26 protein-coding genes and 5 tRNA genes are annotated in these 24,819 nt (G+C 45.9%); all 31 read left to right on the top strand.

The annotated features are described in order from the left end of the window. Window positions 1–49: 49 nt before the first annotated feature. Window positions 50–1,222 (top strand): cysteine desulfurase NifS, encoded by a 1,173-nt coding sequence (gene nifS, locus H8S18_RS03085; RefSeq protein WP_186856819.1) that lies wholly within the window; start codon window positions 50–52, stop codon window positions 1,220–1,222. 18 nt (window positions 1,223–1,240) lie between these two features. Further along, on the top strand, window positions 1,241–1,609 hold the full coding sequence (locus tag H8S18_RS03080; protein WP_186856818.1) for an iron-sulfur cluster assembly scaffold protein: 369 nt from the start codon (window positions 1,241–1,243) through the stop codon (window positions 1,607–1,609). A 67-nt stretch (window positions 1,610–1,676) separates the two neighbouring features. Then, the gene (locus H8S18_RS03075) at window positions 1,677–1,931 is read left to right on the top strand and encodes an IreB family regulatory phosphoprotein (RefSeq protein ID WP_066521288.1); all 255 of its coding nucleotides are present in this window, start codon (window positions 1,677–1,679) and stop codon (window positions 1,929–1,931) included. 63 nt (window positions 1,932–1,994) lie between these two features. Further along, entirely contained in the window at window positions 1,995–2,405 is a 411-nt protein-coding gene (gene ruvX, locus H8S18_RS03070; RefSeq protein WP_186856817.1) for a Holliday junction resolvase RuvX, read from the top strand. A gap of 10 nt (window positions 2,406–2,415) precedes the next feature. Further along, window positions 2,416–2,703: a DUF1292 domain-containing protein gene (locus H8S18_RS03065; protein ID WP_186856816.1), complete on the top strand. Its 288-nt coding sequence runs from the start codon at window positions 2,416–2,418 to the stop codon at window positions 2,701–2,703. 124 nt (window positions 2,704–2,827) lie between these two features. After that, a tRNA-Val gene (locus H8S18_RS03060) sits at window positions 2,828–2,903 on the top strand. A gap of 24 nt (window positions 2,904–2,927) precedes the next feature. Then, a tRNA-Asp gene (locus H8S18_RS03055) sits at window positions 2,928–3,004 on the top strand. Between the two features lie 41 nt (window positions 3,005–3,045). Continuing rightward, window positions 3,046–3,120, top strand: a tRNA-Gly gene (locus H8S18_RS03050). A 4-nt stretch (window positions 3,121–3,124) separates the two neighbouring features. Then, window positions 3,125–3,198 (top strand) — tRNA-Cys (locus H8S18_RS03045). 314 nt (window positions 3,199–3,512) lie between these two features. Next, window positions 3,513–4,550 carry a uroporphyrinogen decarboxylase family protein gene (locus H8S18_RS03040; protein WP_186856815.1) on the top strand — a complete coding sequence of 346 codons (1,038 nt, stop codon included), beginning with the start codon at window positions 3,513–3,515 and terminating at the stop codon, window positions 4,548–4,550. A 237-nt stretch (window positions 4,551–4,787) separates the two neighbouring features. After that, window positions 4,788–5,570: a DeoR/GlpR family DNA-binding transcription regulator gene (locus tag H8S18_RS03035; protein ID WP_186856814.1), complete on the top strand. Its 783-nt coding sequence runs from the start codon at window positions 4,788–4,790 to the stop codon at window positions 5,568–5,570. Between the two features lie 41 nt (window positions 5,571–5,611). Beyond that, on the top strand, window positions 5,612–6,598 hold the full coding sequence (locus H8S18_RS03030; RefSeq protein WP_186856799.1) for a sugar phosphate isomerase/epimerase family protein: 987 nt from the start codon (window positions 5,612–5,614) through the stop codon (window positions 6,596–6,598). Window positions 6,599–6,652: 54 nt separating this feature from the next. Beyond that, window positions 6,653–7,894 carry an oxidoreductase gene (locus H8S18_RS03025; protein WP_186856813.1) on the top strand — a complete coding sequence of 414 codons (1,242 nt, stop codon included), beginning with the start codon at window positions 6,653–6,655 and terminating at the stop codon, window positions 7,892–7,894. 157 nt (window positions 7,895–8,051) lie between these two features. Continuing rightward, window positions 8,052–8,140 (top strand) — tRNA-Leu (locus H8S18_RS03020). Between the two features lie 448 nt (window positions 8,141–8,588). Next, on the top strand, window positions 8,589–9,644 hold the full coding sequence (locus H8S18_RS03015; protein WP_186856812.1) for a substrate-binding domain-containing protein: 1,056 nt from the start codon (window positions 8,589–8,591) through the stop codon (window positions 9,642–9,644). Between the two features lie 141 nt (window positions 9,645–9,785). Then, the gene (locus tag H8S18_RS03010; protein WP_186856811.1) at window positions 9,786–11,297 is read left to right on the top strand and encodes a sugar ABC transporter ATP-binding protein; all 1,512 of its coding nucleotides are present in this window, start codon (window positions 9,786–9,788) and stop codon (window positions 11,295–11,297) included. Between the two features lie 14 nt (window positions 11,298–11,311). Further along, entirely contained in the window at window positions 11,312–12,280 is a 969-nt protein-coding gene (locus tag H8S18_RS03005) for an ABC transporter permease (protein WP_186856810.1), read from the top strand. A gap of 294 nt (window positions 12,281–12,574) precedes the next feature. Beyond that, complete coding sequence (locus H8S18_RS03000; protein WP_186856809.1) at window positions 12,575–14,095, top strand: xylulokinase; 1,521 nt, start codon at window positions 12,575–12,577, stop codon at window positions 14,093–14,095. Further along, the gene (locus H8S18_RS02995; RefSeq protein ID WP_243165030.1) at window positions 14,079–14,909 is read left to right on the top strand and encodes a DeoR/GlpR family DNA-binding transcription regulator; all 831 of its coding nucleotides are present in this window, start codon (window positions 14,079–14,081) and stop codon (window positions 14,907–14,909) included. Before H8S18_RS03000 ends, H8S18_RS02995 begins: the two co-directional genes overlap by 17 nt. 140 nt (window positions 14,910–15,049) lie before the next feature. Beyond that, complete coding sequence (locus H8S18_RS02990; protein ID WP_186856808.1) at window positions 15,050–16,069, top strand: Gfo/Idh/MocA family oxidoreductase; 1,020 nt, start codon at window positions 15,050–15,052, stop codon at window positions 16,067–16,069. 11 nt (window positions 16,070–16,080) lie between these two features. Beyond that, the gene (locus tag H8S18_RS02985; RefSeq protein ID WP_186856807.1) at window positions 16,081–17,124 is read left to right on the top strand and encodes an alcohol dehydrogenase catalytic domain-containing protein; all 1,044 of its coding nucleotides are present in this window, start codon (window positions 16,081–16,083) and stop codon (window positions 17,122–17,124) included. A gap of 14 nt (window positions 17,125–17,138) precedes the next feature. Beyond that, window positions 17,139–18,104, top strand: a complete 966-nt coding sequence (locus tag H8S18_RS02980) for a phosphotriesterase family protein (protein ID WP_186856806.1) — start codon at window positions 17,139–17,141, stop codon at window positions 18,102–18,104. A gap of 22 nt (window positions 18,105–18,126) precedes the next feature. After that, window positions 18,127–19,080, top strand: a complete 954-nt coding sequence (locus H8S18_RS02975) for a shikimate dehydrogenase family protein (protein WP_186856805.1) — start codon at window positions 18,127–18,129, stop codon at window positions 19,078–19,080. A 139-nt stretch (window positions 19,081–19,219) separates the two neighbouring features. Continuing rightward, a complete protein-coding gene (locus H8S18_RS02970) occupies window positions 19,220–19,813 on the top strand; it encodes a glucose-6-phosphate isomerase (protein WP_186856804.1) in 594 nt (197 codons plus the stop codon). 2 nt (window positions 19,814–19,815) lie between these two features. Beyond that, the gene (locus H8S18_RS02965) at window positions 19,816–20,772 is read left to right on the top strand and encodes a phosphoglycerate dehydrogenase (protein WP_186856803.1); all 957 of its coding nucleotides are present in this window, start codon (window positions 19,816–19,818) and stop codon (window positions 20,770–20,772) included. Between the two features lie 13 nt (window positions 20,773–20,785). After that, a complete protein-coding gene (locus H8S18_RS02960) occupies window positions 20,786–21,427 on the top strand; it encodes a bifunctional 2-keto-4-hydroxyglutarate aldolase/2-keto-3-deoxy-6-phosphogluconate aldolase (RefSeq protein WP_186856802.1) in 642 nt (213 codons plus the stop codon). A 92-nt stretch (window positions 21,428–21,519) separates the two neighbouring features. Beyond that, window positions 21,520–21,834 (top strand): hypothetical protein, encoded by a 315-nt coding sequence (locus tag H8S18_RS02955; RefSeq protein WP_186856801.1) that lies wholly within the window; start codon window positions 21,520–21,522, stop codon window positions 21,832–21,834. 89 nt (window positions 21,835–21,923) lie between these two features. Next, window positions 21,924–22,205 (top strand): hypothetical protein, encoded by a 282-nt coding sequence (locus tag H8S18_RS02950; protein ID WP_186856800.1) that lies wholly within the window; start codon window positions 21,924–21,926, stop codon window positions 22,203–22,205. A 130-nt stretch (window positions 22,206–22,335) separates the two neighbouring features. Further along, window positions 22,336–23,322 (top strand): sugar phosphate isomerase/epimerase family protein, encoded by a 987-nt coding sequence (locus H8S18_RS02945; protein WP_186856799.1) that lies wholly within the window; start codon window positions 22,336–22,338, stop codon window positions 23,320–23,322. Between the two features lie 25 nt (window positions 23,323–23,347). After that, window positions 23,348–24,406 carry a zinc-dependent alcohol dehydrogenase gene (locus tag H8S18_RS02940; RefSeq protein WP_186856798.1) on the top strand — a complete coding sequence of 353 codons (1,059 nt, stop codon included), beginning with the start codon at window positions 23,348–23,350 and terminating at the stop codon, window positions 24,404–24,406. 2 nt (window positions 24,407–24,408) lie between these two features. Beyond that, entirely contained in the window at window positions 24,409–24,801 is a 393-nt protein-coding gene (locus H8S18_RS02935) for a VOC family protein (RefSeq protein ID WP_186856797.1), read from the top strand. The last annotated feature ends 18 nt before the right edge of the window (window positions 24,802–24,819 follow it).

Raw genomic sequence — 24,819 nt, 5'->3', positions numbered from 1 at the left:
GGTTTATAAATTAAACGGATAAAATTTTAGACCAAAGAAGGTAGATGCGATGGACAGAATTTATTTGGATTATGCAGCAACAACCTATGTCAAAGATGAAGTGCTTGAGGCGATGAAGCCCTATTATAAGAAGCACTTTGGCAATCCGTCAAGCATGTATGAAAGTGGACGATATGCGAAAAATGCGCTTGATAAGGCGCGTGAAGAGGTTGCGGGATGCATCGGAGCGAAATACAGCAACGAGATCTATTTTACCGCATGCGGGACAGAAAGCGATAACTGGGCGCTCAAAGGTGCGATGGAGGCCAACAGGGCAAAGGGCAGGCATCTGATTACAACGGCAGTAGAACACCATGCCATTATGGATACTGCCGAGTACCTGAAAAAGAACGGCTATGACGTTACTTTTCTTCCGGTAGACGAATATGGAATGGTAACGGCGCAGCAGGTAAAGGATGCAATACGCGATGATACGGTGCTTGTTTCAGTGGTATATGCAAATAATGAAGTGGGTACAATTAACCCAATTGCCGAGATTGGCAGGGTAACGCGTGAAGCCGGCGTGATTTTTCATACGGATGCGGTGCAGGCAGCAGGCCATCTGCCTCTCAATGTGCAGGAAGATAATGTGGATTTGTTATCGATTTCAGCGCACAAGTTTTATGGACCAAAGGGAATCGGGATGCTTTATATCCGCAATGGCGTAAAGATAGAACGGTTGATGCATGGCGGCGCACAGGAGCGTAAACGGCGTGCGGGTACGGAAAATGTTCCGGAAATTATTGGCCTTGCGAAGGCGTTAACTATGGCGACAGAGGCGCTTGGAGAGACAAATATCCGGCTTACAGAGCTCAGGGATTACATGATTCGTGAAATTGTGGAGAAAATCCCGTATACGAAGTTGAATGGGCATCCAGAAAAACGGCTGTGCAATAATGTCAATATCTCGCTGGAATTTATTGAGGCGGAGGCATCTTTGCTGAGCTTGGATCTGGCGGGTATTGAATGTTCCAGTGGGTCTGCATGCGCAAGTGGTTCACTTGAATCTTCGCATGTACTTCTGGCAATGGGCATTCCGCCTGAAATTGCCAAGGGAGCGCTTCGTTTTACAATGGGTGAGACAACTACAAAAGAACAAATAGATTATACGGTAAATGAGCTCGTGCAGCTTGCGGAACGCCTGCGGAAAATATCGCCGCTGTTTCAGCAGATGCACGCATAAAGAAAAGGAGATAACAGGATGTATACGGAAAAATTGATTAAACACTTTCAGGAACCCCATAATGTAGGGGTTATGGAGAATGCGGATATTGTAGGCGAGGCGGGCAGCCCGACTTGCGGAGATACTACAACAGTTTATCTAAAAATGGATGGAGACGTTATCCAGGATATTTCATTCCAGACATACGGATGTGCTGCCGCTATTGCCAGTTCAAGCGTACTTACAGATATGGTCAAAGGCAAAACGGTTGAAGAGGCACTTAAAATCACAAAAAACGATATTGTGGAAGAACTCGGCGGAATGCCGGCCGAAAAAGTGCATTGTTCGCTCCTTGCCGAGGATGCACTTAAAACAGCATTGCATAAGGTTCTTGAACAGAATAAATAGCGATTTACTTCTTAACGTGTTTAGGGTATAATAAAAAGCAAGCAGTTGCAATGAAGGAGGCGGGGCAATGTCAGATTTTGATAAGACGATGCAGTTCAACTTTGATAAGGAGTTGGAAAACCCTGTGCGCGGTATCATTCGCATTGTAAGCGAGGCGATGCGTGAAAAGGGATACGACCCGGTAAATCAGCTGATAGGCTACATCGTTTCCGGCGACCCGACCTATGTGACGGGATATAAAAACGCGCGTTCATTGATTGCGAGTGTAGACCGTGACGAATTGCTGGAAGAGCTTGTAAGCTATTATATCAAGCAAATGTAAAACAATTGAATCACGCCTGAACCAAATTTTCAGGCGTGATTTTTTGTACATGAGGAGAAATGTGTGGGTAGAGTTTTAGGATTGGATGTAGGCGACATACGGATTGGGGTGGCGCTCTCGGATCTGTTGATGATTACTGCGCAAGGGATAGAGACTTATACGCGCCGGGACGAGCAATCGGATATCCAATATTTTTGTGAATTGATGAATCAACAGGATGTAGAGACGCTTGTTGTAGGGCTGCCGAAAAATATGAATGGAACGATTGGCGAACAGGCCGAAAAGGTACAGGATTTTGCCGAAAAATTGAAAACAGCTTGTGGCAGAAAATTGGTTTATTGGGATGAGCGGCTTACGACCAAAAGTGCCCATAGAACCCTTCTCGAGGCCGATATGAGTCGCAGGAAACGAAAAGCGGTTGTAGACAAGATTGCCGCCGTATATATTTTGCAAGGTTACATGGATAGTTTATAAGGAGAAAAAAATGAGCGAAGAAGAGATGAACTTAATCGAAATGCAGGATGAAGATGGAAACGTATTAAAATTTGAACATTTGCTTACGTTTGAAGTGGATGAAGAATTTTATGTTGCCTTTACGCCCATTGAAAAAACAGGGGAATTTGATGTAGGGGAAGTCCTGATCATGCGGATTCAGGAAGATGACGAAGGGGATGTTTATCTTCCAATTGAAACGGAGAAAGAGCTGGATGAGTTGTGGGCAATTTTCCAGCAACTTTATTATGAGGACGATGAGGATGGCGAAGACGCGTAATCGGATAGATTCGAGCAGCCTCAATGCGGAAAAATTATAAAAAAGTTTCATGAAGTCTTGACAGAAGCAAGAGTTTATAATAAAATAATAAACGCACTGTGAGTTCAGTGCACATGTGATGTGTGGGAGTATAGCTCAGCTGGGAGAGCATCTGCCTTACAAGCAGAGGGTCACAGGTTCGAGCCCTGTTACTCCCACCATTCAATTATTGGTATTTATTCTGTGGCCTGGTAGTTCAGTTGGTTAGAACGCTAGCCTGTCACGCTAGAGGTCGAGAGTTCGAGTCTCTTCCAGGTCGCCATAGAATCCTTCTCGGGCTTTCGGGCCCGGAAGGAAGAATAAGCGGGAGTGGCTCAGTGGTAGAGCGTCGCCTTGCCAAGGCGAATGTCGCGAGTTCGAATCTCGTCTTCCGCTCCATAATGGCGCCATAGCCAAGTGGTAAGGCAGGGGCCTGCAAAGCCCTCATCCCCAGTTCAAATCTGGGTGGCGCCTCCAAAACGTCGCGACGTATTCGCGGCTCAATCCCACAAGCATTGCTTGTGGGATTTTTGTATTTTCCGTTTCCGGGTTAAGTACCACATGATGTATGATAGGAAGTATAAGATGTCTTGCCAATAATCTTTTATAATACAGCGGAGGTAACAAGGTGTATTGTGATAGAGTAAGTTTTATATAGTGATATACACAGGACAAGAATATTATATAAAGCTGATTTCTTGTTGACAGGAAAGTGCGCCTACCATATTATGAAACTAACTTCAGGGATCTATTATTGCTGCATATAAAATTAAATGAAGGGTGGTTTTCATATGACGGGGAAAGATATCGTTACAAGAGCAGTTCATTTTCAGGATGTTCCAAGGACGCCGGTAGCGTTTATTGATGGAGGGGCATGGCTGGTCTATCAAAAAGGAATCTCCTATGAAGACATATTTGACATGGAAGACTATGGGGCGGGCCTGATACGTGAATACTACGAATTATTTGATTCCGATATCGTATGGACTGCACCCGCGTGCTACAATCTGGCAATCCGGGCGCTTGGTGGAAAAGTAGATTTCAGTATTAAGGGCAGTTGCCCGGAGGTTCTTGAACCTTTGCTGAAAAGTCCGGAGGATATCAAGAAATATGATGAGAAAAAAATCGCGGAATTTTTACTCGCGGATCCGGGAATTCAGGCAATGTTGGAGCAGACCAGGCTGGTTGCAAAAGAGTTCGGAGCGGAAAAGTGTATTGCAATCAATTACATAGGGCCCTTCACTCTGGCGTCGCAGCTCATCGGAATCACTGATTTTATGATGGGGCTGTACGATGAAGAGACGGATATTTGGCCTTTGCTGAATTTTGCGACTCGCGTATGTTACGAATTTTTTCATATTTTCCTTGAAGCGGGCGCCGATACTGTTTTTATTGGAGATCCTTCCTCCTCAGGAGATCTGATCAGTCCGGATATGTTTGAACAATACGCATTGCCTTGCATTAAAAGCCTGACTACATTACTGGAGGGGGAAGCTCAAATCAAGATGCTTCACATTTGCGGCAGCACACAGGCGCGTATCAAGCCTTTAAGAGGCTCCGGGATTGACGGCTTTTCGCTGGATTCAATCGATCTCAAAACGGCGATGCAGTTGGCGGATGGAAATTTTGCAATTTTTGGCAATATGGGGACTGTATCTGTTATGAATGAAAAATCTCCGGATGAGATTTATACTATTTGCCTGGAGTTGGCACGAGCGGGAGGCCTGCAGGGAGGATATGTTATGATGCCGGGATGCGATCTGCCGCCAATTACGCCAATAGAAAATATAAAGGCAATGATACGGGCGGCGCATGCCAATCAAAAGTAAGCGAGAAAAAACGGGAATAGATTTATTCCTGTTTTTTATTGCGGAAAATATACTGCCCTGCCGTTGCCGCAGATAGCGAAAAAAGAAAGCGTTCTTTTTATCTGAAATATTTTGAAATAACAGTTGACGAATGTGGGTTTTTGTTGTATTATAGCATTAAACAAACAGAAAACAACTAAAATCAACAATTTCAAACAAGGATAATACGATATATTCTACGAGTTAGGAGGTGCAAAAATGCTGGCAGTTGAGCGCAAAAGTAAAATTATTGATCTTCTGGAAGCCAAAGGGCAGGCAGAAGTAAGCGAACTTGCGCAAATGTTGAGCGTTGTACCGGAGACGATCCGTCGTGATCTAAAAGAACTTGAAATGCAAGGTGTGTTGCAGCGCACCCATGGTGGAGCTGTGCTTGCCGAAAAGAAGGAAGCGGATACACTGCATGCCTTGCGAATAAAGCAGCACTATAAGGAGAAAATAAAGCTGTGCAAAAAAGCTGCGGAATTTATTGAAAACGGAGACACTATTTTTGTTGATAATAGCACAACCCTTCTGAACCTGATTCGCTTTATCGATCCGGAATCAAGCGTTACTTTACTCACCAATTCTGTAGATGTGCTCCAACTGGCATCAACGCTTGAAAATCAAGTGACTGTAATCAGCAGCGGCGGGGTATTACATAAAGAGAAAATGTATTTATCCGGTTCGATTGCCGATTATATGCATACGGAATTTATTCCCTCTAAAGCGTTTATTTCATGCTATGGAATTTCGCTTGAATATGGGCTTTCGGATTGCAGTATGAACGAAGCGGCATTTAAGAAAAATATGATGCAGGTGAGCCAAAAGACATTTTGTATTGTTGACCACACCAAGTTTGAAAAAAATGGACCGGTAAAGCTTACGGGCATCGATGCATGTGACGTGTTGATTACAGACAAGCGGCTGGAGCCTCGTTATCAGGAGATGTTGCAATCGGACAATGTAATTATGGATATTTTTCATTGTGAAGAGCGAAAATGATAATAATTAAATAATAAAAAAAGAAATGCGGAGGTAAGGAAATGAAGTTAGGATTCTTTGCGGCAAACTATGCGCATCTGAGCCTGGAAGAAGTGGCGAAGATCATGAGCAGACATGGGTATGAGATGATGGAGATACCGGCGTATATAGGGAACGGGCAGTTCGACTGTGACGAGATTCTGAAGGGGAATAACGCAGAAGAACTGAAAAAGATGCTGTCAGGCTATGGGATCACGATCTCGGCGCTGTCGAACCATGCGGATTCGCTGCTGATCCTGGGGCCGTGGGGTGAAGATACAGACGGGCTGTATAAAGGAACAAAGGAAGAAAAGATCAAATACGGAACGGAGAGCCTTATAAAGACGGCGCAGGCGGCGAACGCGCTGGGAGTGCCGGTGGTAAACGGTTTTACGGGAGTGACGAACTGGGGAAGGTATTTTCCGTTTCCATGCCCACAGGGATGGGAAATGATGGAGCGTGATTTCGTGAAGTATTTCACGCCGATCCTGGACAAGTTCAAGGAATACGGAGTGAAGTTCGCGGTAGAGCCGCATCCGAACAACTTCATCTATGATATTCATACGGCCAAGAGGGCGATCGAGCTGGTGGACGGACATCCGTGCCTGGGATTCAATATGGATCCGGCGAACCTGATATATTTGGGATTGAGGATAGAAAACTTTGTAGACGAGCTTGGGGAAAGGATTTTCCATGTACATGCAAAGGACGGAGAGATAGTAGAGCACAATATCCAGTATGGAGGAATCCTGATGCAGGGAGACTGGCAGAGGCTGGACCGGACGTTCCGGTTCCGGATACCGGGCTGGGGGAGCGTGCCGTGGAAGAAAGTGATTACGGAGCTGTCGATGGTAGGATATGATTACGTATTGAGTTATGAGCACGAAGACGTAACGATGAGCGTAGGAGACGGAGTGGAGAAGGTATCGGCGTTCTTAAAGCCGCTTATAATCAAGGCGCCTTATGAGGGAAGGCGCGACAAAATCTTCAACAATCCCTGCGAGAAATAGGCCTATTTAAATTAGATCAAATTAAGTAATAGAAATCTTTAGGAGGATACTGAAATGAGTTATAAGGAAACCCTGCTTGACCCGATTAAAATCGGTACGAGAGAGTGCAAAAACAGATTTTTTGTACAGGCTATGGAATGTACGGACGCGGATGCGGACGGCAACCCAACTGATCTTACTTTACAGAGATATGAGAATCTGTATAAAGGGGGCTGGGGCTTAGTCGATCTGGAAGCAATTTCCATCACACAGGAAAGCCGTTCCCGAATGAACCAGTTGATGATTATGGAGAAGAACGTTCCTGCTCTTACTACATTTATGAAGAAGTTGAAGGAAGTCAACAAGGACGTACTGAATGTATTCCAGTTGACCCACTCCGGTGAGCTAAGCAACCCCAAATTTTCGCGCAGGGTGACTGTTATGCCTTCCTATAGCTACGGAGGAGACTTGCTTTCGGAGGAAGAAGTGGATAAAATCATTGACGATTTTGTTCTGGCCGCGAAGATTGCACATGACGTTGGCGCGGACGGTATCGATATGAAGCTGTGCCACGGTTACCTCGGTTCGCAAATTTTGCGCCCGTTCAACAGCCGCAAGTGGAAATATGGCGGAAGCTGGGAAAACAGAAGACGTTTCGCTTTTGATCTGTATGAGAGAATTGCCAAAGAAATCAATGATAAGAACTTCCTGATTGGCTCTAAGATTTCCGCATGGGAAGGCTTCCCGGGCGGTTTCGGAACGGAGGGCCCCGATTCGCCGATTCTGGATCTTACAGAGCCGCTTGACCTGATTAAGGGCCTTGAAGAGCGCGGGGCGCAGTATATCGTTCAGTCTGCAGGAAGTCCTTCTATCACGGTTACGCTTACGCAGGCGGAAAAGAACTATCCTTATATCGCTTACCTGCACCCGTACTTCCAGAAGGAATTCAAGAAGGTATTGAAGCCGGAGACGGTGCTGATTGGTTCGAACTACTCCGTATGGGGCAATGGCAATAAAAACCTGCAGATGATCGATCCGAAGGATAATACGATGTTCAAGGTTGGCGCGCATAATATTGAGAGAGGCATTGTGGACATGATTGGCCTTGGACGCCAGTCCTTTGCTGATCCGCTGCTGCCCCAAAAGCTGGCAGACGGCAATGAGAAAGACATCCATTTCTGCACCCTGTGTGATAACTGTCTTGAACTTTTGATCAGGCAGGAAAACATCGGCTGCTGCACTTACAACAAGTATTATACAAACGTTCTGGTAAACGTGCGGAAAGAAAAAGGAAAATTAACCCAAAACCATACCTGATTGAGGGAAAAGCATGATGCAAATCTGCGGGGCTATTTTGGCCCCGCGGATTTGTCAATAACTGCGCAAGCAAGGGAACGAAAAATCATAATGACCATATTGTATTGTGCTGATTTTTGTGGTAAAATACACTGGTCATATTGATATTTGTTTTTATGCCGAAGTGGCGGAACTGGCAGACGCACAGGACTTAAAATCCTGCGGGAATTAACCCCCGTACCGGTTCGATCCCGGTCTTCGGCACCAAAACCGTTCCTGTTTCGGGGACGGTTTTACCATATTAACAAGAATTGCGCCCAAAACGGCATATTCCATCCGCGGATTTGGTATTGACAAATTTAAAAAAACTGATTATATTTAGAGAGCAAAAAGAAGGAATATCAGGGTTTGGGGTATGTGGCGCAAATAGCAGTAGTGTTGCGGTTATGCTACGGAAAATCCTGGTTTTTTTGTGAGTTTTTACAGAAAAATAACGAAATGGTATCAAATAACAATATATGATAGCAAAGGTTTTTGGAAAAAGAGAGAAAACGACAAAAATTTAATAACAAATACAAAATAAATGTTGAAAATTATATGTTTGTGAAGTATAATACAGTTTAACAGGGTAGTTATGAATTGCCCCGGCATTTCTTGCTCAATATGGCATAAGCCGTTTGAGATATTCTAAGAACTAAGTAGGAGGAAACAAAACATGAAAAAGTCTTTGGTTCTTGTGGTCTGCGTTATCGTAGCAGTTGCTATGTTCGTTGGCTGCGCAGCACCGGCGGAAACACCGTCCACGGAAGCTTCTACTGAAGCATCCACGGAAGCATCTGCAGAAGCTTCTACTGAAGCATCCGCGGAAGCGTCTGAACCGGCTGCAAGCGGCGATGGCCCGCTCGTAGGTATCTCGGTTCCGAACAACCCGACGGGTTGGGTTGCAGCGGTTCAGTGGTCTGCAAAGCAGAAAGCTGAAGAGCTCGGTCTCAACTATGTGCTGGTTGCATCTGACAGCGTAAACGATCAGGCGAACAAGATCGACGAACTGATCCAGATGGGTTGCGAGTACATCGTAATGATGCCGGAGAATGACGAACTGGCAGTTGCTGCTCAGAAAGTTCTTGACGCTGGCATTACGCTGATCGACTTCGACCGTACGCTGGGTGACGTAGAGCCTGACTACTATGTAGCTGGCGACAACACCGGCATGGGCGTTGCGGGCGGCGAGTACATCGTTGACAAACTTGGCCCGGAAGGCGGCAAGGTTGTTATCATGAACATCCCGTCCTATGGCGAGATTTTCACGGAACGTGTTGATGGCTTCAAATCCGTTGCTGCCGAGCATCCGGAACTCGAAATCATTGGCGAATATGCTTCCGATAACGGCGCTCCCGAAACGGTTCTGACAGTTATGTCCGACGTGCTCACGGCGAACCCGGAAATCGATGCGATCTATTCTTCCGATGACGAAATGTCCCAGGGTATCCTTCAGGCAATTAAAGAAGCTGGCCGTACGGACATCAAAGTAATCACCGGCGGTGGTGGTGCGAAGACCTACTTCGACCTGTTTGATGATTATCCGGACATCTGGGTTTCTTCTCAGACATATGCTCCTTACATGATGGCTGATGCAGTACAGGTTGCTGCTGACCTGATTGCTGGTAAGGAAGTAGAGAAAGAACTCATCATTCCGACGTCGAATGTTGACCGTGAGAACGTTGAACAGTATCTGACGGAGAACAACATCACAGAGGAAGCTCCTTACTAAGCCCTGGCTTTGTAAAGAGAATTGACTATGAAGAAATATCCAACGGGGCCCTAGGACCCCGTTGGATTATTTCAAGAGAACTTTTGTAGCTGGCAGTGATGAGAGAGAATTGCCAGACCATAAGCGAGGAGACATGCGTAAATGGAATATGCACTGAAAATGAATGATATCCATAAAGGTTTCGGCGGCGTTCCTGTGCTTAAGGGTGTCGATTTCAATGTTGAAACAGGGAAAATCCATGCGCTGCTTGGCGAGAATGGTGCCGGAAAAACAACACTGATGAATATCTTGGGCGGAGTCATTTCCATGGACAGCGGGAACATCGAACTATTCGGGAACCAGGTAAAGATCAACAGCCCAGCCGAGGCCCAGAAAAACAGGGTTGCGTTTATTCATCAGGAATTAAACGTAGTGAATGATTTGTTCGTATATGAGAATATGTTCCTGGGACATGAATTGCGTAAAAAAAGCGGAGCAATGGATGCGGGTACGATGATTGAGAAAACGAGAGAAGTTTTCGAGCGTATGCACGTTGATATAAATCCGCGCGCTATGATGGGCGATTTGCAGGCTTCCTATAAGCAGATCGTAGAGATCGCGAAGTCGATTTTGATGGACGCCAAGCTTATTATCATGGACGAGCCTACGACGTCACTGACGCAGCCCGAGGTGGAAAATGTATTTTCGATCATGCGCAACCTGATCGAAGAACATGGTGTTACCATTATATTTATTTCCCACAAGCTGGGGGAAGTTGTAGAGTTCTGCGATTACTATACCGTATTGCGCAATGGCGAAATGGTAGGAACCCACCCGATCAAGGATGAAAATGGAGAGCTTGTAAAGCAAGCCGATATCGCCAGAATGATGGTTGGTAAAAGTGTCATGGATGTAGAGGTATATAAACCTCATGAAATCGGAGAAGTCATTTTGAAGGCGGACGATTTATGCATCGATAGACACGTTGAACATGTAAGTTTCGATCTGCATGCGGGAGAGATCCTCGGCATTACCGGTTTGCTCGGGGATGGCAAAGACGAGTTGGTACGCGGTTTGTTCGGCGATATGCCTTTTAACAGCGGAACAATTGAGAAAAATGGGAAAGTTGTAAAGTATAACCATCCTGCCAAGGCAAAAAAAGCAGGCATTGGAATGCTTCCTTCTAACCGGAAAGAAAATGCAATCATAAAAGATCTGACGGTTATGCAGAATATGACGATTGTTACGTTGGATCAGTATAAAAACGGGTTGTCCCTTTCACGTGCCAAGGAAAATAAAGTTGCCTTGGAATATAAGGAAAAATTAAATATAAAGGTAGACAACCTTGCCAATCTGATTACGAGCCTTTCCGGCGGAAATCAGCAGAAAGTAGTACTTGCAAAATGGTTAACCGCGAATCCTGATATTATGATCCTGTCAAACCCGACTCAGGGTGTTGACGTCGGCGCTAAGAATGAGATTTATGGAATTATTATGGAACTTGCAAAGGCCGGTATGGGAATCATTGTTACTTCAGGGGAAGCGCAGGAAATCTTAAAAATTTGCGACCGTGTATTGGTTATGTATCATGGCGTACTCAAAGGGGAACTGCAACGCAGCGAACTCTCCGAAGAAGCTATTATGATACTCTCTACCGGCGGTGTATTAGATTGAGAGGGGGCAAAATAATGTCTGAAGAAGTAAAAGAGTTAAAAAAGAATACTGGGTGGCATAAATTTGTCAGAGAATATTCTATTATTCTGGTAGCTGTTGGACTGATCATCGTTGCTACGATTCTGGGCGGTTCGACATTTATGAACGGGCAAAACTTTATCAACATATTCCGTAACAATACGGTGCTTGGGATTATTGCCTTTGGTATGGCGTTTGTTATTATCACGGGAAATATCGACTTGTCGGTTGGTACTCAGCTCGTTGTTGTTGGTATTGTCCTTCTGTCTGTACTGAATGCGACGGGAAATATCGTTATCGCGCTGATTGTGGCGGTATTGTTCAGTTGTGCATTGTCGGCAGGTGTAGGCGCTATCATAACGAAGGGACGTGTTCCCTCCTTCATTGTTACATTAGGTATGCAGTACATTTACCGTTCGTTGGCGATTTTCATTCTGGACGCACGCGGAATTTCCGGCGAGGTAGATGCATTCCAGCAGATTTCAAACTACGAAATCGGGGGAGTATTCCCACTGCCGTTGATTTATTTTGCGGTTGTATTCTTTATCTGTTTCTATATCTCCAAGTATACGGTACTCGGACGGAGAATCTATGCTGTTGGTTCCAACGAACAGGCGACCAGGCTGTCTGGTATTGATACGGATAAAGTAAAGATCATGGCGTTTGTACTGATGGGCCTTACGGTTGCAATTGCAACGATCATTGAAGCTTCGAGAATGAACTCCATTAACTCCGCATCTTCTGGCAATGGCTATGAACTGAATGCAATCGCTATGGCGGTTGTTGGCGGTATTGCAATGGAAGGCGGCAAGGGACATATGATCGGCGTTCTGTTCGGTGTTATTATCTTGGGCGTTATAAACAATATCCTAACGATTGTCGGCATGAACGTATATCTGGTTAACGCAGTAAAGGGCGCGATCATCATTGGTGCGGTTCTGCTGCAGCATAAGAAAAAAGACTGAAATATATCAAATATTTTTAAACAGGAGGCTGTTTGCGGCGAAGGCAGGCAGTCTCCTGTTTTTTTACCGGATGGAAATTGCAAAGCATTTATTTATGATATAAGCAGTCAGGGCAGGCAGTCATGGCAAAGATCCAATCTGGTAAAGTATCTAAACTGTATTTTGTTATATGGGAAGCCCCCTTACTTATTGACACCGTTTCTTAAAAGCATTATAATGATAACAAATAACAATAAACAATTACAAATAAAAATATTATTTTTTACATGTGAAAATGAAATAGGGGGAACAATTATGCAGTATATTATTTCTTTGGATATCGGGACACAGGGAACAAAGTGCATTCTATTCGATACGAATATGAATATGGTTGCGGATGCATTTGAGATATCTAACTTGATTAGCCCAAAACCAGGGGTAGTGTGGCAGGAGGCTGACGAGATTTACGGTTCTTGCGTCCGTACAATAAAAGAAGTGATGGATAAATCACAAATTTCCCCTTCCGATGTATGCTCTATCGGAATTGACAGCCAATCAGCCGGGATTATGGGAGTAGATGCAGACGGGGAAGCATCTACATATTACGACTCGTGGCTTGATATGCGTTGCGGAAAATATATGCATGAAATGCAGCAAAAGGCTGGGAAGAGAATTATCGAAATCTGTGGCGGGCCAGCCTCTTATACGCACGGCCCGAAAATATTATGGTGGAAAAATGAGCAGCCGGAAGCTTATGCGAAAACGGCAAAATTTGTTCTCCCGAGCGGGTATGTAGTAGGGAAAATATGCGGTCTGAAAGGGGAAGAAGCGACATTCACACATACATGTATTCATTTTTCTAATTTTGGAGATAACCTGAAAAAGGAATGGTCGGATGAACTGCTTGATTTGTTTGGCGTAGCGAAAGAAAAGATGGCACGTATTGCTTCTTCTTTCGAAGTTGTCGGAAAGACCACGGCTGAATTTGCGAAACAAAGCGGGCTGATTGAAGGAATTCCGGTTGTGGTCGGAGCAGGCGATACCGCCGCAGGGGCATTCGGCTCGGGAATCATAGAGGCGGGCATGCTGATGGATACAGCGGGAACAGCTTCTGTTCTTTGCTGCGCATCGGATGAATATCATCCAGATACGGAATTCGAGACCCTGGTGCAGATGCCGTCGCCGGTTGAGGGGCTGTGGCATCCTCTTGCATATATTAACGGAGGCGGGCTGTGTGTGCGCTGGTTCCGTGATGAATTTACCGGGAAACCCGCCGCCTCCTATGATGAGTTGATGGCGGAAGCGAAAGACCTTCCTGCTGGAAGTGAAGGGATTTTATTTGTGCCCCATTTCAGCGGCCGGGTTTTGCCGAACAATCCTTATGTGAAGGGAAGCTTTATCGGGCTCGACTGGAAACATGGCAGGGGCCATATGTACCGGGCAGTGATGGAAGGAATTGCTTATGAATATGCGTATTATTTCAATATCTTGAAAAAAGAACACAAGAGCACCCGGTTTGAAAAGCTGTATACGACCGGCGGCGGTTCCAAGAGTCCGCTTTTTAATCAGATCAAGGCAGATGTACTGGGAATTCCCGTTGTTGCATACGAACAAGGAGAGACGGCGCTTGCAGGAAGCGCGATCATTGCCGGATGTGGGGCGGGCGTATTTGCCGATTACAGGGAACCAATGAAAAACCTTGGAAAAGAAGGGGCCGCTTTCCAACCGAATATGAAGAACCATGAAAAATATCAAAAATTTGCGGAACAATATTTGAATATAATCAGCGCGCTTGAGCCAATCTACCGGAGCGATGTTTATGAAATCGAGGGATAGAGAGGAAACGGAGGACGGAACATTGAACAAAAATGGTGAAGACGGCATGTTTGCAGAAGAACGCAAGCACATGATTGTCGATCTGGTAAATAAGAATATCAAGACGACAGTAAATAATTTATGTGAGAAATTTTCCGTTTCCCCCGCAACGATCAGAAATGATTTACGTGAACTTGAGGAGGCGGGACTGCTGAAACGCACACATGGCGGGGCAATCAGCAATATCAAAGCCAATTACGAGCCGAATGCCTACCAGAAAGAAGTTGAGCATGTCAATGAAAAAAAGGCGATCGCAAAACATGCAACACAATATGTACATGAGGGAGATACCATTGCGCTTGACACGGGGACGACGACCTTTGAGCTTGCGAAACTGCTGGTAACATATGAAAACCTGACGGTTGTAACAAACGACCTGCAAATCGCGGCATTTCTCGAACGCAACGGGAAAGCGAATATTATTATGGCAGGCGGTGCTGTACGGCGCAACTTTCACTGCACAGCCGGGCAAAAAGCAATCGATACACTGTCCGACCTCAATGTAGACAAAACTTTTCTGGCGGCAAACGGAATAAGCGTGAAGCGTGGAATTTCAACGCCGAATATCGATACGGCGCATGTTAAAGAGAAATTGGTTTCCCTTGGTGATGAAGTGATCCTGCTTGTAGATAGTACAAAATTTGATACGTCAACTTTTGTGAAATTTGCGAACTTGGAAGATATTGATTTGGTCATTACGGATGATAATGTTGACCGGGAGTATGTCGAACTTCTGGAGCGCAAAGATATGACCGTTGAAATTGCTAAAATATAGGTGAAACGAAACGATTATCACCATAAGCGAAAATAAATGACAATAAACTATTGCAAAACGATAATAAATTCAGTATAATAATAGTAATGAAAAACTCAAAATTTCAGATTAGATTTTAGGCGTTCCGGAGGAGGAAAATTATGAAAAACGGCAGAATTGGGGTTTGCCTGATTGGGGCTGGACGTGCGGGCATGATTCATGCAAATAACTTTAAGAACAAGGTGAACGGCGCATATATGGCGGCAGTCGTCGATGTTGTGGAAGATGCGGCAAAAGCTGCTGCAAAAGAACTGGAAATCACAAAATATTATACGGACTATAAAGAAGTGCTGAAAGACGATGAGATCGACGCCGTGGTTGTGGTTTCGCCCACCAATCTGCACAAAGATATCGTGATTGATTGCGCAAGGGCGGGAAAACATATTTTCTGCGAAAAGCCAATGGCAATGAATTCACAGGAATGTGAAGAAATGGAAGCCGCTGCAAAAGAAAACAATGTAAAACTGCAAATTGGCTTTATGAGGCGGCATGACGCAAGCTTTATCCAGGCAAAGGAAGTGATCGATTCCGGAGTTATCGGTGATGTGGTACTGATTCGCTCCAATACACGCGGTCCCAGCAAACCGCGTCCGTGGATGTATGATATCAAGAAGAGCAATGGCGTTCTTGCAGAACTCAACAGCCACGATATTGATTGCGTGCGGTGGCTTGCTGGCAGCGAAATGAAATCGGTTTATGCAATTGCGGGCAATTACCGGAACCGTGAAGTTGCGGAGGAATATCCGGATTATTATGATAGCGTTGTCATGACGGGAGTATTTGAGAATGGAATTCAGTATTCTATCGATGGCGCAGCCTATGTGCAATATGGATATGACGCCAAGGTTGAGGTTGTGGGCACGAAAGGCGTGATCCATATTGGAAAAGAAAACGGGAGCAATTATACAGTTGCGGCTCCGCAAAGCGGGATTTCCACTCCCTATATCAATAGCTGGATGACCCTCTTCAAGGACGCATATCTGGCGGAAGACATCGGGTTTGCGGAGTGCATTTTAAACGATACGGATCCGAAGGTGACGGGACATGACGGGAAAATGGCGGTGAAGATTGTAGAAATCGGGAACCAGTCGATTGCGGAAAAACGCATTATCGAGCTTTAAGGAGGAAAACTATGTTAGCATTGAGATTATACGGACCGAACGACATTCGCTTGGATGATATCCCGGTTCCTACGATTAACGAAGATGAAATTCTGCTGAAAGTTGACGCGGCTGCCGTATGCGGAACAGACGTCCGGATGTGGCAGAACGGATATACGGGAGTAGATGAAGAACATCCGCGCGTACTCGGACATGAATTCGGAGGAACGATTGTTGAGGTCGGAAAAAATGTGAAATTCTATGAAAAAGGTATGAAAGTGGCGCTTGCACCCAATATGGGCTGTGGAATTTGCGACAGATGTGTTGCAGGACAGCCACATTTGTGCGATAATTATAGAGCGTTCGGAATTAATATGGACGGTGCGTTTGCCGAATATGTAAGAGTTCCGAAGGAAGCGATTGTTTACGGCAATCTCATGGTGATGCCGGAGGGCGTGACCGCTGAGGAAGCTGCGGTTAACGAACCGCTTTCCTGCGCATATAATGGCTCTTTGAAATGCAATATCAAGCCGGGGGAATATGTGCTTGTCGTAGGTGCGGGTCCAATTGGCATTATGCATGCGATGCTTGCCAAGATGGCAGGTGCGGCAAAGGTTATGATGAACGACTTGTCGGCAGAACGCCTTGCGGAATGCGAAAAAATTATTCCGGGAATTGTTACTTACAGTGGCGATGACCTTCCCGGTTTCGTCAAAGAACAGACGCGTGGTAAAGGCCTTGATGTAGCGATTACGGCTTGTCCGGTACCGGCGGTTCAGGCTGCAATGCTTCCGCTGATGAACTATGGCGGCCGCGTTAATTTCTTTGGCGGAATCCCTGCATCCAAACAGCCTGTGCCGATTGACACAAATCTTGTGCACTACAAAGAATTGTTCCTGACAGGTTCGACGCGCGCGAGCATTTGCCAGTTCAGGCAGACTCTTGATTTTGTGTCTGAAGGCTTGATTGATATCAAGAGTATTATTACAGGGCATTACGATATTAAGGATATTTTGGTAGCGTTTGATAATGCAAAAGCTGCCAAAGGACTTAAGAATGTAATAACATTCGGATAAAGGAACGGATTTATATGAGTGATTTTGTAAGGACCGTAGCAGGGGATGTCTCCCCGGAAACATTGGGGCATTGCCAATGCCATGAGCATATCTTCCTTGAGATGGATAAATCTTACGAAGTAGCCCCGGTACTCTATATGGATAACTACGAAAAATCTCTTACAGAGCTAAAGGACTATCGCGCCGCGGGGGGAGGGGCGATAGTCGATGCTCAGCCCGTGCTCGGAGGACGTATGGCGGAGTTGCTTGAAAAAGCTTCTAAAGCGAGCGGCATCCAGATCGTTGCGTCTACAGGTTTTCATAAAACAATATTCTATTATGAGGACAGCTATCTTTTTAACGAAACAACAGATAGAATCACGCGGCGCTATATTGAAGAAATTGAAGAAGGGATGCTTTCCTCCAAACAGGACGGTGCAAGACGTCTTGACTGTCGCGCCGGACAGATCAAAACAGCAATCGATAAAAATGGAATCCACGCAGATGCAACGTATGAAAAACTGTTTGAGGCTGCTGCAAACGCGGCTCTTGCGACAGGAGTCCCCGTTATGGTTCATATTGAACAGGAGGCGGACGCGTTGCATGTAGTGGATTTTTTTGTGAAAAAAGGTCTTGGTCCGGAGCGGCTGATCCTCTGCCATTTGGACCGTGCGCGTTATGATTTTGGTTACAACAAAGAATGTGCGCAAACAGGCGCTTTTATGGAATACGATACCATCCACAGATTAAAATACCATGATGATGTGAAAGAAGCTGAACTGATTGAATTTATGCTCGGGGAAGGCTTTGAATCCCAATTGCTTTTGGGACTCGATACCACGAACGCGCGTCTGCGTAGCTATGGCGCAGAAGATATGGGACTTGATTTTATCTTGAAAACGTTTATTCCGTTTATGGAAGAACGCGGCGTAGGAAAACAAATGATGCAAAAGATGCTTGTTGCCAATCCGCAGCAGGCATTGAAAATAAGTAAGGAATAAGAAAAAAGGAGTGTGTAAGAAAATGTTTAATTTTGAACCTGCAACGCAGCCGACAATGTACTTCATTGGGGTGACTACAGGGAAGTCTTCCATCATGAAGGTGTTCCCGGAGTGGGCAAAGGCTCTCGGACTTAAGGATACGGTCATGAAAGGGATTGACATTGAGATCCATGCTGAGCCTGAAAAATATAGAAAGGTCGTTGAGTTCATTAAAAACGATCCGCTTTCTTATGGCGCGCTTGTAACGACACATAAAATTGACCTTTACAATGCGACAAAGGATATGTTTGAATATCTTGATCCATATGCGCAGAAATTTGGCGAGCTGTCTTCTATCTCCAAGAGAGGGGACAAACTGTGCGGACATGCGAAAGATCCGATTTCAAGCGGTCTTGCTCTGGAAGAATTTGTTCCTAAAAACTACTGGAAAGACCATCCGGAAGCCGGCGTGTTTATTATGGGCGCGGGCGGTAGCGCAATTTCCATGTGCTCTTACTTCATGCGGCCTGAATTTGAAGGGAATTATCCGGCGGAAATCGTAATTGGGAACCGCTCTAAGCCGCGGTTGGATGAAATTGAAGCAATTAATAAAACGCTCAATCCGGGCAGTGTTAAATGTTCTTACTATCTGACGCCTGAACCGGGCCAAAACGATAAGGTCATGGAAGAAATGAGCAAGGGTTCCCTGATTATCAATGCGACCGGCCTTGGAAAAGACCGCCCGGGCAGCCCGCTTACAGATGCGGCACAATTCCCGCAGGATGGCCTCGTATGGGAGATTAACTACCGCGGCGACCTTCTGTTTATGCATCAAGCGGAAGCGCAGGAAAAGGAAAAGAATCTGCATGTAGAAGATGGATGGAAATACTTCATTTATGGTTGGACGCAAGTAATTTCCGAAGTCTTCGATATTCCGATTGAGGGCGCAGTTCTGGATGAACTCGACAAGATCGCTGCAAAATTCAACCAAAGATAAAAGGACAGGAAACGGTTTCCGCTGTCTTTGCAGGCGGCGGGAACTTGCTTCTTTGAAACCTGACTATTTGATACACAGGAAGCATACGATGGTTTTCTCCAGTGAACCGATAGGGCACTGATATTTGGAGGTTAATAAAATGGGTAATGCGGAAAAGTTTGATTGGGTACGTGGTTTCACGTGCGATTTTGATCTGGTAAATGGTCTCTCCAAAACGGCGGAAAGTACAAAACGTTATCTTTCCCAGATGAAGGGGATGTATGCGGACGATGCAGCATTTGATAAAATGCTGGAAGGCGGCGATGATCCGCTGGTATATGAATTCTACGAAATGGGCGCACCGGAACTTCCCGGAGATCTGGCATTTGGTACAAGCATTACATATCCGGGCAAAGTTGGCGACGAATATTTTATGACAAAGGGCCACTTCCATACGATCCTCGATACCGGAGAAGTATATTATTGCCTGAGCGGGCACGGCTATATGCTGCTTGAAAGCCCGGAAGGTGACTGGTCGTTGCAGGAGATGAAAGCCGGCGAGGCTGTTTATGTTCCCAAACGTTATGCGCACAGAAGTATTAATATTGGTGACACGCCGCTGGTAACGTTTTTTGTATTCCGTGGAGATGCGGGACACGACTATGGCACAATCGAAACGAAGGGATACAGGAACCTCGTTGTGGAAAAAGGCGGCAAAGCAGTAGCGGTGCCGAATCCTAAGTGGGGGGAATGAGCATGAAGATCCTTGTGACGCCAACTTCTTTTTTGAAGCCGGAAAACGCCGCGGCGAAAGCGAAGCTGGAAGCATTTGCAGATGAAGTTGTGTATAACGATCTTGGACGCCCGCTGCAAGCGGAAGAGATTCTGGAGCGTCTTGACGGGGTTGACGGCTATGTGGCAGGACTTGACTACATCACAGCAGACGTCCTGGAAAAAGCGCCGGCCTCTTTGAAGGTGATTTCCCGTTATGGAGCGGGAGTAGACCGTGTGGATATGCCAGCGGCGACAGCTAAGGGGATCAAAGTGACCAACACGCCGGGCACGAATTCAGTGGCTGTGTGCGAACTTGCCTTCACATTAATGCTATGTGCGGCAAGAAATGTTCCGAAGTTGCATGCGGCGGTGGAAAAAGGCGAATGGCCGCGCAGCCAGGGCGTTGAACTTCGTGGAAAAACCCTTGGCATTGTGGGAATGGGTGCAATCGGAAAAAATCTTGCAACGCGGGCAAAGGCGTTTGGGATGACAGTAAATGCATATGATCCGTATTTTGACGAGGCTTTTGCAAAAGAATATGGAATTGGGAAGTTGAGTCTTGACGAAGTACTTACAACATCCGACTTTATTTCTTTGCACGTGCCGCTTAATGATTCAACCCGTCATATGATTGATGCGTCCAAAATCGCTGAAATGAAAGATGGAGCGATTATTATCAATACGGCGCGGGGGGGAATTATTGACGAACAGGCGGCGGCGGATGCCGTGAAGAATGGAAAACTCGGCGGGCTTGGTCTCGATGCTTTTGAACAGGAACCGTTGATCGATTCGCCGTTGAAAGGGTTGGATAATGTAATCTTTACACCCCACACAGGAGCACATACGGCAGAAGCGGTGAGTGGAATGGGCAGCATGGCGGTTGATAATGTGATCGCGGTTCTTTCGGGCGAAGATTGCCCGTATGTCTTAAACAAATAAAACAGGTGATATTATGGAAAAATTAGAAGTTTTGAGAAGACTGGAAGAATGTGGTGTTGTAGCGGTTGTACGCGGCAACAATGAAGAAGAAGTAATGAAGATCATCGACGCTTGTATCGCGGGCGGAATTATCGGCATCGAAGTAACGTTCACGGTACCGGGCGCTGCAGATATCATCAAAGCGTTGGCAAAGCGGTATGATCCAAAGGATGTATTGATCGGAGCAGGTACGGTGCTTGATCCGGAAACGGCGCGTGCGGCGATCCTTGCAGGGGCGCAGTTTGTAGTAGCGCCATGCCTGAATGTAGACACGGTGAAGATGTGCCTGCGCTATCAGGTTGCTTGCATGCCGGGTGCAATGACGATCAAGGAAACTGTTGACTGTATGGAAGCGGGTGCAGACATTGTTAAACTGTTCCCGGGAAATCTTGCGGGCCCGAAGATGATCAAGAATATCAAAGGGCCGCTGCCGCAGGTGCGCATTATGCCTACGGGCGGTGTGAATGCCGCCAATGCCGGTGAATGGATTGCAGCCGGCGCGGTTGCAGTTGGCGCAGGCGGAGACCTTACAGCGGGTGCCAAGACAGGCGATTACGAGTCCATCACACGAATTGCAAAGGAAATGGTTGCCGCAGTAAAAGAAGCACGTAAATAAGCATTGAATTTTTTAAAAAGTATAACATCGGCTGCGAAACATAAGTAAGGGATTCGCAGCCTTTGTTATATTAAAGAGCGGAGGATGGAATTTTGAAAAAACCAATCCATATAGTTTGTGTTTTGTTTTGCCTGGCTGCTGTTGCAGCGGGCTGCGGAAAACAGGCAGGCAGCGAACACTTTACCGCAAAGATTGTTGAAATAAGCGGAGACAGCATCCTGGCAGAACCTGATCCTGAAGAAACGGTTAGAAATTCCAGCGATCTGTTTTTGTTTAGCATGGGGGAGCTGGCCGAGATCGGAGCCGAGCAGGGAGACAAGGTTATCCTTTTCTATACCGGGGAGATCCGGGAGACTTATCCGGCCCAGATTGATGTGACCGACTGGAGACTCGTTGAAAATACCTAGACAGAGCAGATGCAAGAAGCCGGATTTGATACCAGTGGTCAGGCATCTGGATTGATGGACTTCTTTACATAGATACCAGAGTTGGCGTTATGGAGCAGATCATATGTGAGATACCGGATGGAACAATTGAGACAGGCATTGATAGAATAGAAAAAACTTTGGGCGGCAACCAATCCAATTTCGGCTATGTAGGAGCAAAACAATGTGGGGTACCGCTTCGGAAATTTCAGTGGAAATTGATAGAAAATATATTAAATCCGCCGCGGGGGAAGCACGTGATTAAAGAAAATAAAAATTTATTCAAATACGAAAAATGTCCGGACATTCTATCAAAAAAATCTATCCTATTTCTGCTATTTTTGTTGACTTAAATTGCATTTTGGTATATCATAAAGACATAAACAAACAGAAAACAACTAAAAACAACATTTTCAAAAATGCAATATGGATGAAATGATTTGATGGAAAGATAAATAATATAAAACGAATGGAGGTAAGGAAATGAAGTTAGGATTCTTTGCGGCAAACTATGCGCATCTGAGCCTGGAAGAAGTGGCGAAGATCATGAGCAGACATGGGTATGAGATGATGGAGATACCGGCGTATATAGGGAACGGGCAGTTCGACTGTGACGAGATTCTGAAGGGGAATAACGCAGAAGAACTGAAAAAGATGCTGTCAGGCTATGGGATCACGATCTCGGCGCTGTCGAACCATGCGGATTCGCTGCTGATCCTGGGGCCGTGGGGTGAAGATACAGACGGGCTGTATAAAGGAACAAAGGAAGAAAAGATCAAATACGGAACGGAGAGCCTTATAAAGACGGCGCAGGCGGCGAACGCGCTGGGAGTGCCGGTGGTAAACGGTTTTACGGGAGTGACGAACTGGGGAAGGTATTTCCCGTTTCCATGCCCACAGGGATGGGAAATGATGGAGCGTGATTTCGTGAAGTATTTCACGCCGATCCTGGACAAGTTCAAGGAATACGGAGTGAAGTTCGCGGTAGAGCCGCATCCGAACAACTTCATCTATGATATTCATACGGCCAAGAGGGCGATCGAGCTGGTGGACGGACATCCGTGCCTGGGATTCAATATGGATCCGGCGAACCTGATATATTTGGGATTGAGGATAGAAAACTTTGTAGACGAGCTTGGGGAAAGGATTTTCCACGTGCATGCAAAGGACGGAGAGATAGTAGAGCACAATATCCAGTATGGAGGAATCCTGATGCAGGGAGACTGGCAGAGGCTGGACCGGACGTTCCGGTTCCGGATACCGGGCTGGGGGAGCGTGCCGTGGAAGAAAGTGATTACGGAGCTGTCGATGGTAGGATATGATTACGTATTGAGTTATGAGCACGAAGACGTAACGATGAGCGTAGGAGACGGAGTGGAGAAGGTATCGGCGTTCTTAAAGCCGCTTATAATCAAGGCGCCTTATGAGGGAAGGCGCGACAAAATCTTCAACAATCCCTGCGAGAAATAAAAGTTGAAACAGGAGGAAAAATAAAATGGCAAGAATGATGAAAGCACAGGTTGTAGAATCTCCGAACAATATGGTATTCAAGGAAGTACCGGTTCCGGAAATTAATGATGATGAAGTATTGATTAAGGTAAAATACTGTGGAATTTGCGGTTCTGACTGGAGCATTTATACGGGAAAATATGCGGCTGATCAGTTGCCGTTGATTACGGGACATGAGATTTTCGGCGTAATCGATGAAGTTGGAAAAAACGCAAAGGGAATCAAAAAAGGAGATCGTGTTGCGGTAGATATCTGCCTTACCTGCGGAACATGCTATTGCTGCCGCCGTGGCGACGGGCTCTTGTGTGAATCCTTTACACAGCTCGGCATCCATACAGACGGAGGATTTGCTGAATATGTAAAAGCGCCTTGGAAGAACATTTACCATATCCCGGACAGCATGGATGATTATACGGCAGCTTTTGTAGAACCTCTTACAGCGACGCTTCAGGCAAGCAAAAAGATGGATGCAAAAATTGCTTCGTCCTGCGTTGTGATTGGCTGCGGACTTGGTGTCGTACATGCCCTTCTCGCAAAGTTGCGTGGCTGCGCACCGGTTATTCTGGTAGGCGACAGTGAACTGCGCCTTAATATGGCAAAGGAAATGGGCATTGATTATACAATCAATATCAAGGAAGTGGACGACCCAATTGCGGAAGTGAAGAAGCTTACGGGTGGTGTTGGAGCGGATTATGCGATCGAAGCGGTAGGACACCACAGCACATATGAACAGGCATTTGCGATGCTGCGCAGGGGCGGCAAGCTGGAGGCGTTTGGCGTATGTGCCACAGACGATATGATGCAGCTTGCGCCTTATGATTTCGTTTTGGGAGAGAAGAAAGTCAGCGGTTCATGCGCGGGAATCGGCAACGACTGGGGCGATGCGATCCGCTTGCTGGAATACCACAGGATCGATCCGAAGCCGATGATCTCTATGGTCGTTCCGCTAGAAGAGCTGGAAGACGCATTGAAAGAATTGCGTACGAATCCGAATCTGTTCAAAGTTCTCGTCTCCCCTGAAATCAAAGAACGGGTGGTATTCTAGGTATGAAAATAAAAGGGATGGATCACATTGGAATCAACGTCAGCGACATGGAAAAGGCGCTCCATTTTTATCGCGACTTGTTGAAGCTTCCGGTTTTGCAGGAAAAGATTGATAATGGCAACAATGACGTTTACTATCTGCAACTTGGAGAAAATTCCAGGGTTGAACTTTTTGATTATCATGGCGCCAGCGCAAAGAAGGAAACCGCTGATAGCGATCTTGGGTACCGGCACCTTGCAATGGGAGTCGATGATGTTGACGAATGGGCTGTCTATTTGAAGGAAAATAACGTGCCGATTCGCTATGGTCCAGAGAGCCTTCCTCATCTCGGTGTACGCGTATGCCTGATTGAAGATCCGGACGGAACGGAAATCGAGATTTGCGCAGAATTGTAGGCTTGTCAAAAAGCCACT

The sequence above is a fragment of the Christensenella tenuis genome (assembly GCF_014287795.1).
Taxonomy (GTDB): Bacteria; Bacillota; Clostridia; order Christensenellales; family Christensenellaceae; genus Christensenella; species Christensenella tenuis.
Note: the sequence above shows the minus strand (reverse complement) of the source record. Positions and strands in the feature narration are given on the sequence as shown.

Excerpts from the sequence above, each read along its gene's own strand:
- H8S18_RS03030 (WP_186856799.1), top strand. The coding sequence starts at position 5,612 with ATGAAGTTAGGATTCTTTGCGGCAAACTATGCGCATCTGAGCCTGGAA.
- H8S18_RS02965 (WP_186856803.1), top strand. The coding sequence starts at position 19,816 with ATGAAGATCCTTGTGACGCCAACTTCTTTTTTGAAGCCGGAAAACGCC.
- nifS (WP_186856819.1), top strand. The coding sequence starts at position 50 with ATGGACAGAATTTATTTGGATTATGCAGCAACAACCTATGTCAAAGAT.
- H8S18_RS03025 (WP_186856813.1), top strand. The coding sequence starts at position 6,653 with ATGAGTTATAAGGAAACCCTGCTTGACCCGATTAAAATCGGTACGAGA.
- H8S18_RS02970 (WP_186856804.1), top strand. The coding sequence starts at position 19,220 with ATGGGTAATGCGGAAAAGTTTGATTGGGTACGTGGTTTCACGTGCGAT.
- H8S18_RS03035 (WP_186856814.1), top strand. The coding sequence starts at position 4,788 with ATGCTGGCAGTTGAGCGCAAAAGTAAAATTATTGATCTTCTGGAAGCC.
- H8S18_RS02985 (WP_186856807.1), top strand. The coding sequence starts at position 16,081 with ATGTTAGCATTGAGATTATACGGACCGAACGACATTCGCTTGGATGAT.
- H8S18_RS03015 (WP_186856812.1), top strand. The coding sequence starts at position 8,589 with ATGAAAAAGTCTTTGGTTCTTGTGGTCTGCGTTATCGTAGCAGTTGCT.
- H8S18_RS02990 (WP_186856808.1), top strand. The coding sequence starts at position 15,050 with ATGAAAAACGGCAGAATTGGGGTTTGCCTGATTGGGGCTGGACGTGCG.
- H8S18_RS02945 (WP_186856799.1), top strand. The coding sequence starts at position 22,336 with ATGAAGTTAGGATTCTTTGCGGCAAACTATGCGCATCTGAGCCTGGAA.
- H8S18_RS03010 (WP_186856811.1), top strand. The coding sequence starts at position 9,786 with ATGGAATATGCACTGAAAATGAATGATATCCATAAAGGTTTCGGCGGC.
- H8S18_RS02995 (WP_243165030.1), top strand. The coding sequence starts at position 14,079 with ATGAAATCGAGGGATAGAGAGGAAACGGAGGACGGAACATTGAACAAA.
- H8S18_RS02980 (WP_186856806.1), top strand. The coding sequence starts at position 17,139 with ATGAGTGATTTTGTAAGGACCGTAGCAGGGGATGTCTCCCCGGAAACA.
- H8S18_RS02940 (WP_186856798.1), top strand. The coding sequence starts at position 23,348 with ATGGCAAGAATGATGAAAGCACAGGTTGTAGAATCTCCGAACAATATG.
- H8S18_RS02960 (WP_186856802.1), top strand. The coding sequence starts at position 20,786 with ATGGAAAAATTAGAAGTTTTGAGAAGACTGGAAGAATGTGGTGTTGTA.
- H8S18_RS02950 (WP_186856800.1), top strand. The coding sequence starts at position 21,924 with ATGGAGCAGATCATATGTGAGATACCGGATGGAACAATTGAGACAGGC.
- H8S18_RS02935 (WP_186856797.1), top strand. The coding sequence starts at position 24,409 with ATGAAAATAAAAGGGATGGATCACATTGGAATCAACGTCAGCGACATG.
- H8S18_RS03040 (WP_186856815.1), top strand. The coding sequence starts at position 3,513 with ATGACGGGGAAAGATATCGTTACAAGAGCAGTTCATTTTCAGGATGTT.
- H8S18_RS03005 (WP_186856810.1), top strand. The coding sequence starts at position 11,312 with ATGTCTGAAGAAGTAAAAGAGTTAAAAAAGAATACTGGGTGGCATAAA.
- H8S18_RS03065 (WP_186856816.1), top strand. The coding sequence starts at position 2,416 with ATGAGCGAAGAAGAGATGAACTTAATCGAAATGCAGGATGAAGATGGA.
- H8S18_RS03000 (WP_186856809.1), top strand. The coding sequence starts at position 12,575 with ATGCAGTATATTATTTCTTTGGATATCGGGACACAGGGAACAAAGTGC.
- H8S18_RS03075 (WP_066521288.1), top strand. The coding sequence starts at position 1,677 with ATGTCAGATTTTGATAAGACGATGCAGTTCAACTTTGATAAGGAGTTG.
- H8S18_RS03080 (WP_186856818.1), top strand. The coding sequence starts at position 1,241 with ATGTATACGGAAAAATTGATTAAACACTTTCAGGAACCCCATAATGTA.
- H8S18_RS02975 (WP_186856805.1), top strand. The coding sequence starts at position 18,127 with ATGTTTAATTTTGAACCTGCAACGCAGCCGACAATGTACTTCATTGGG.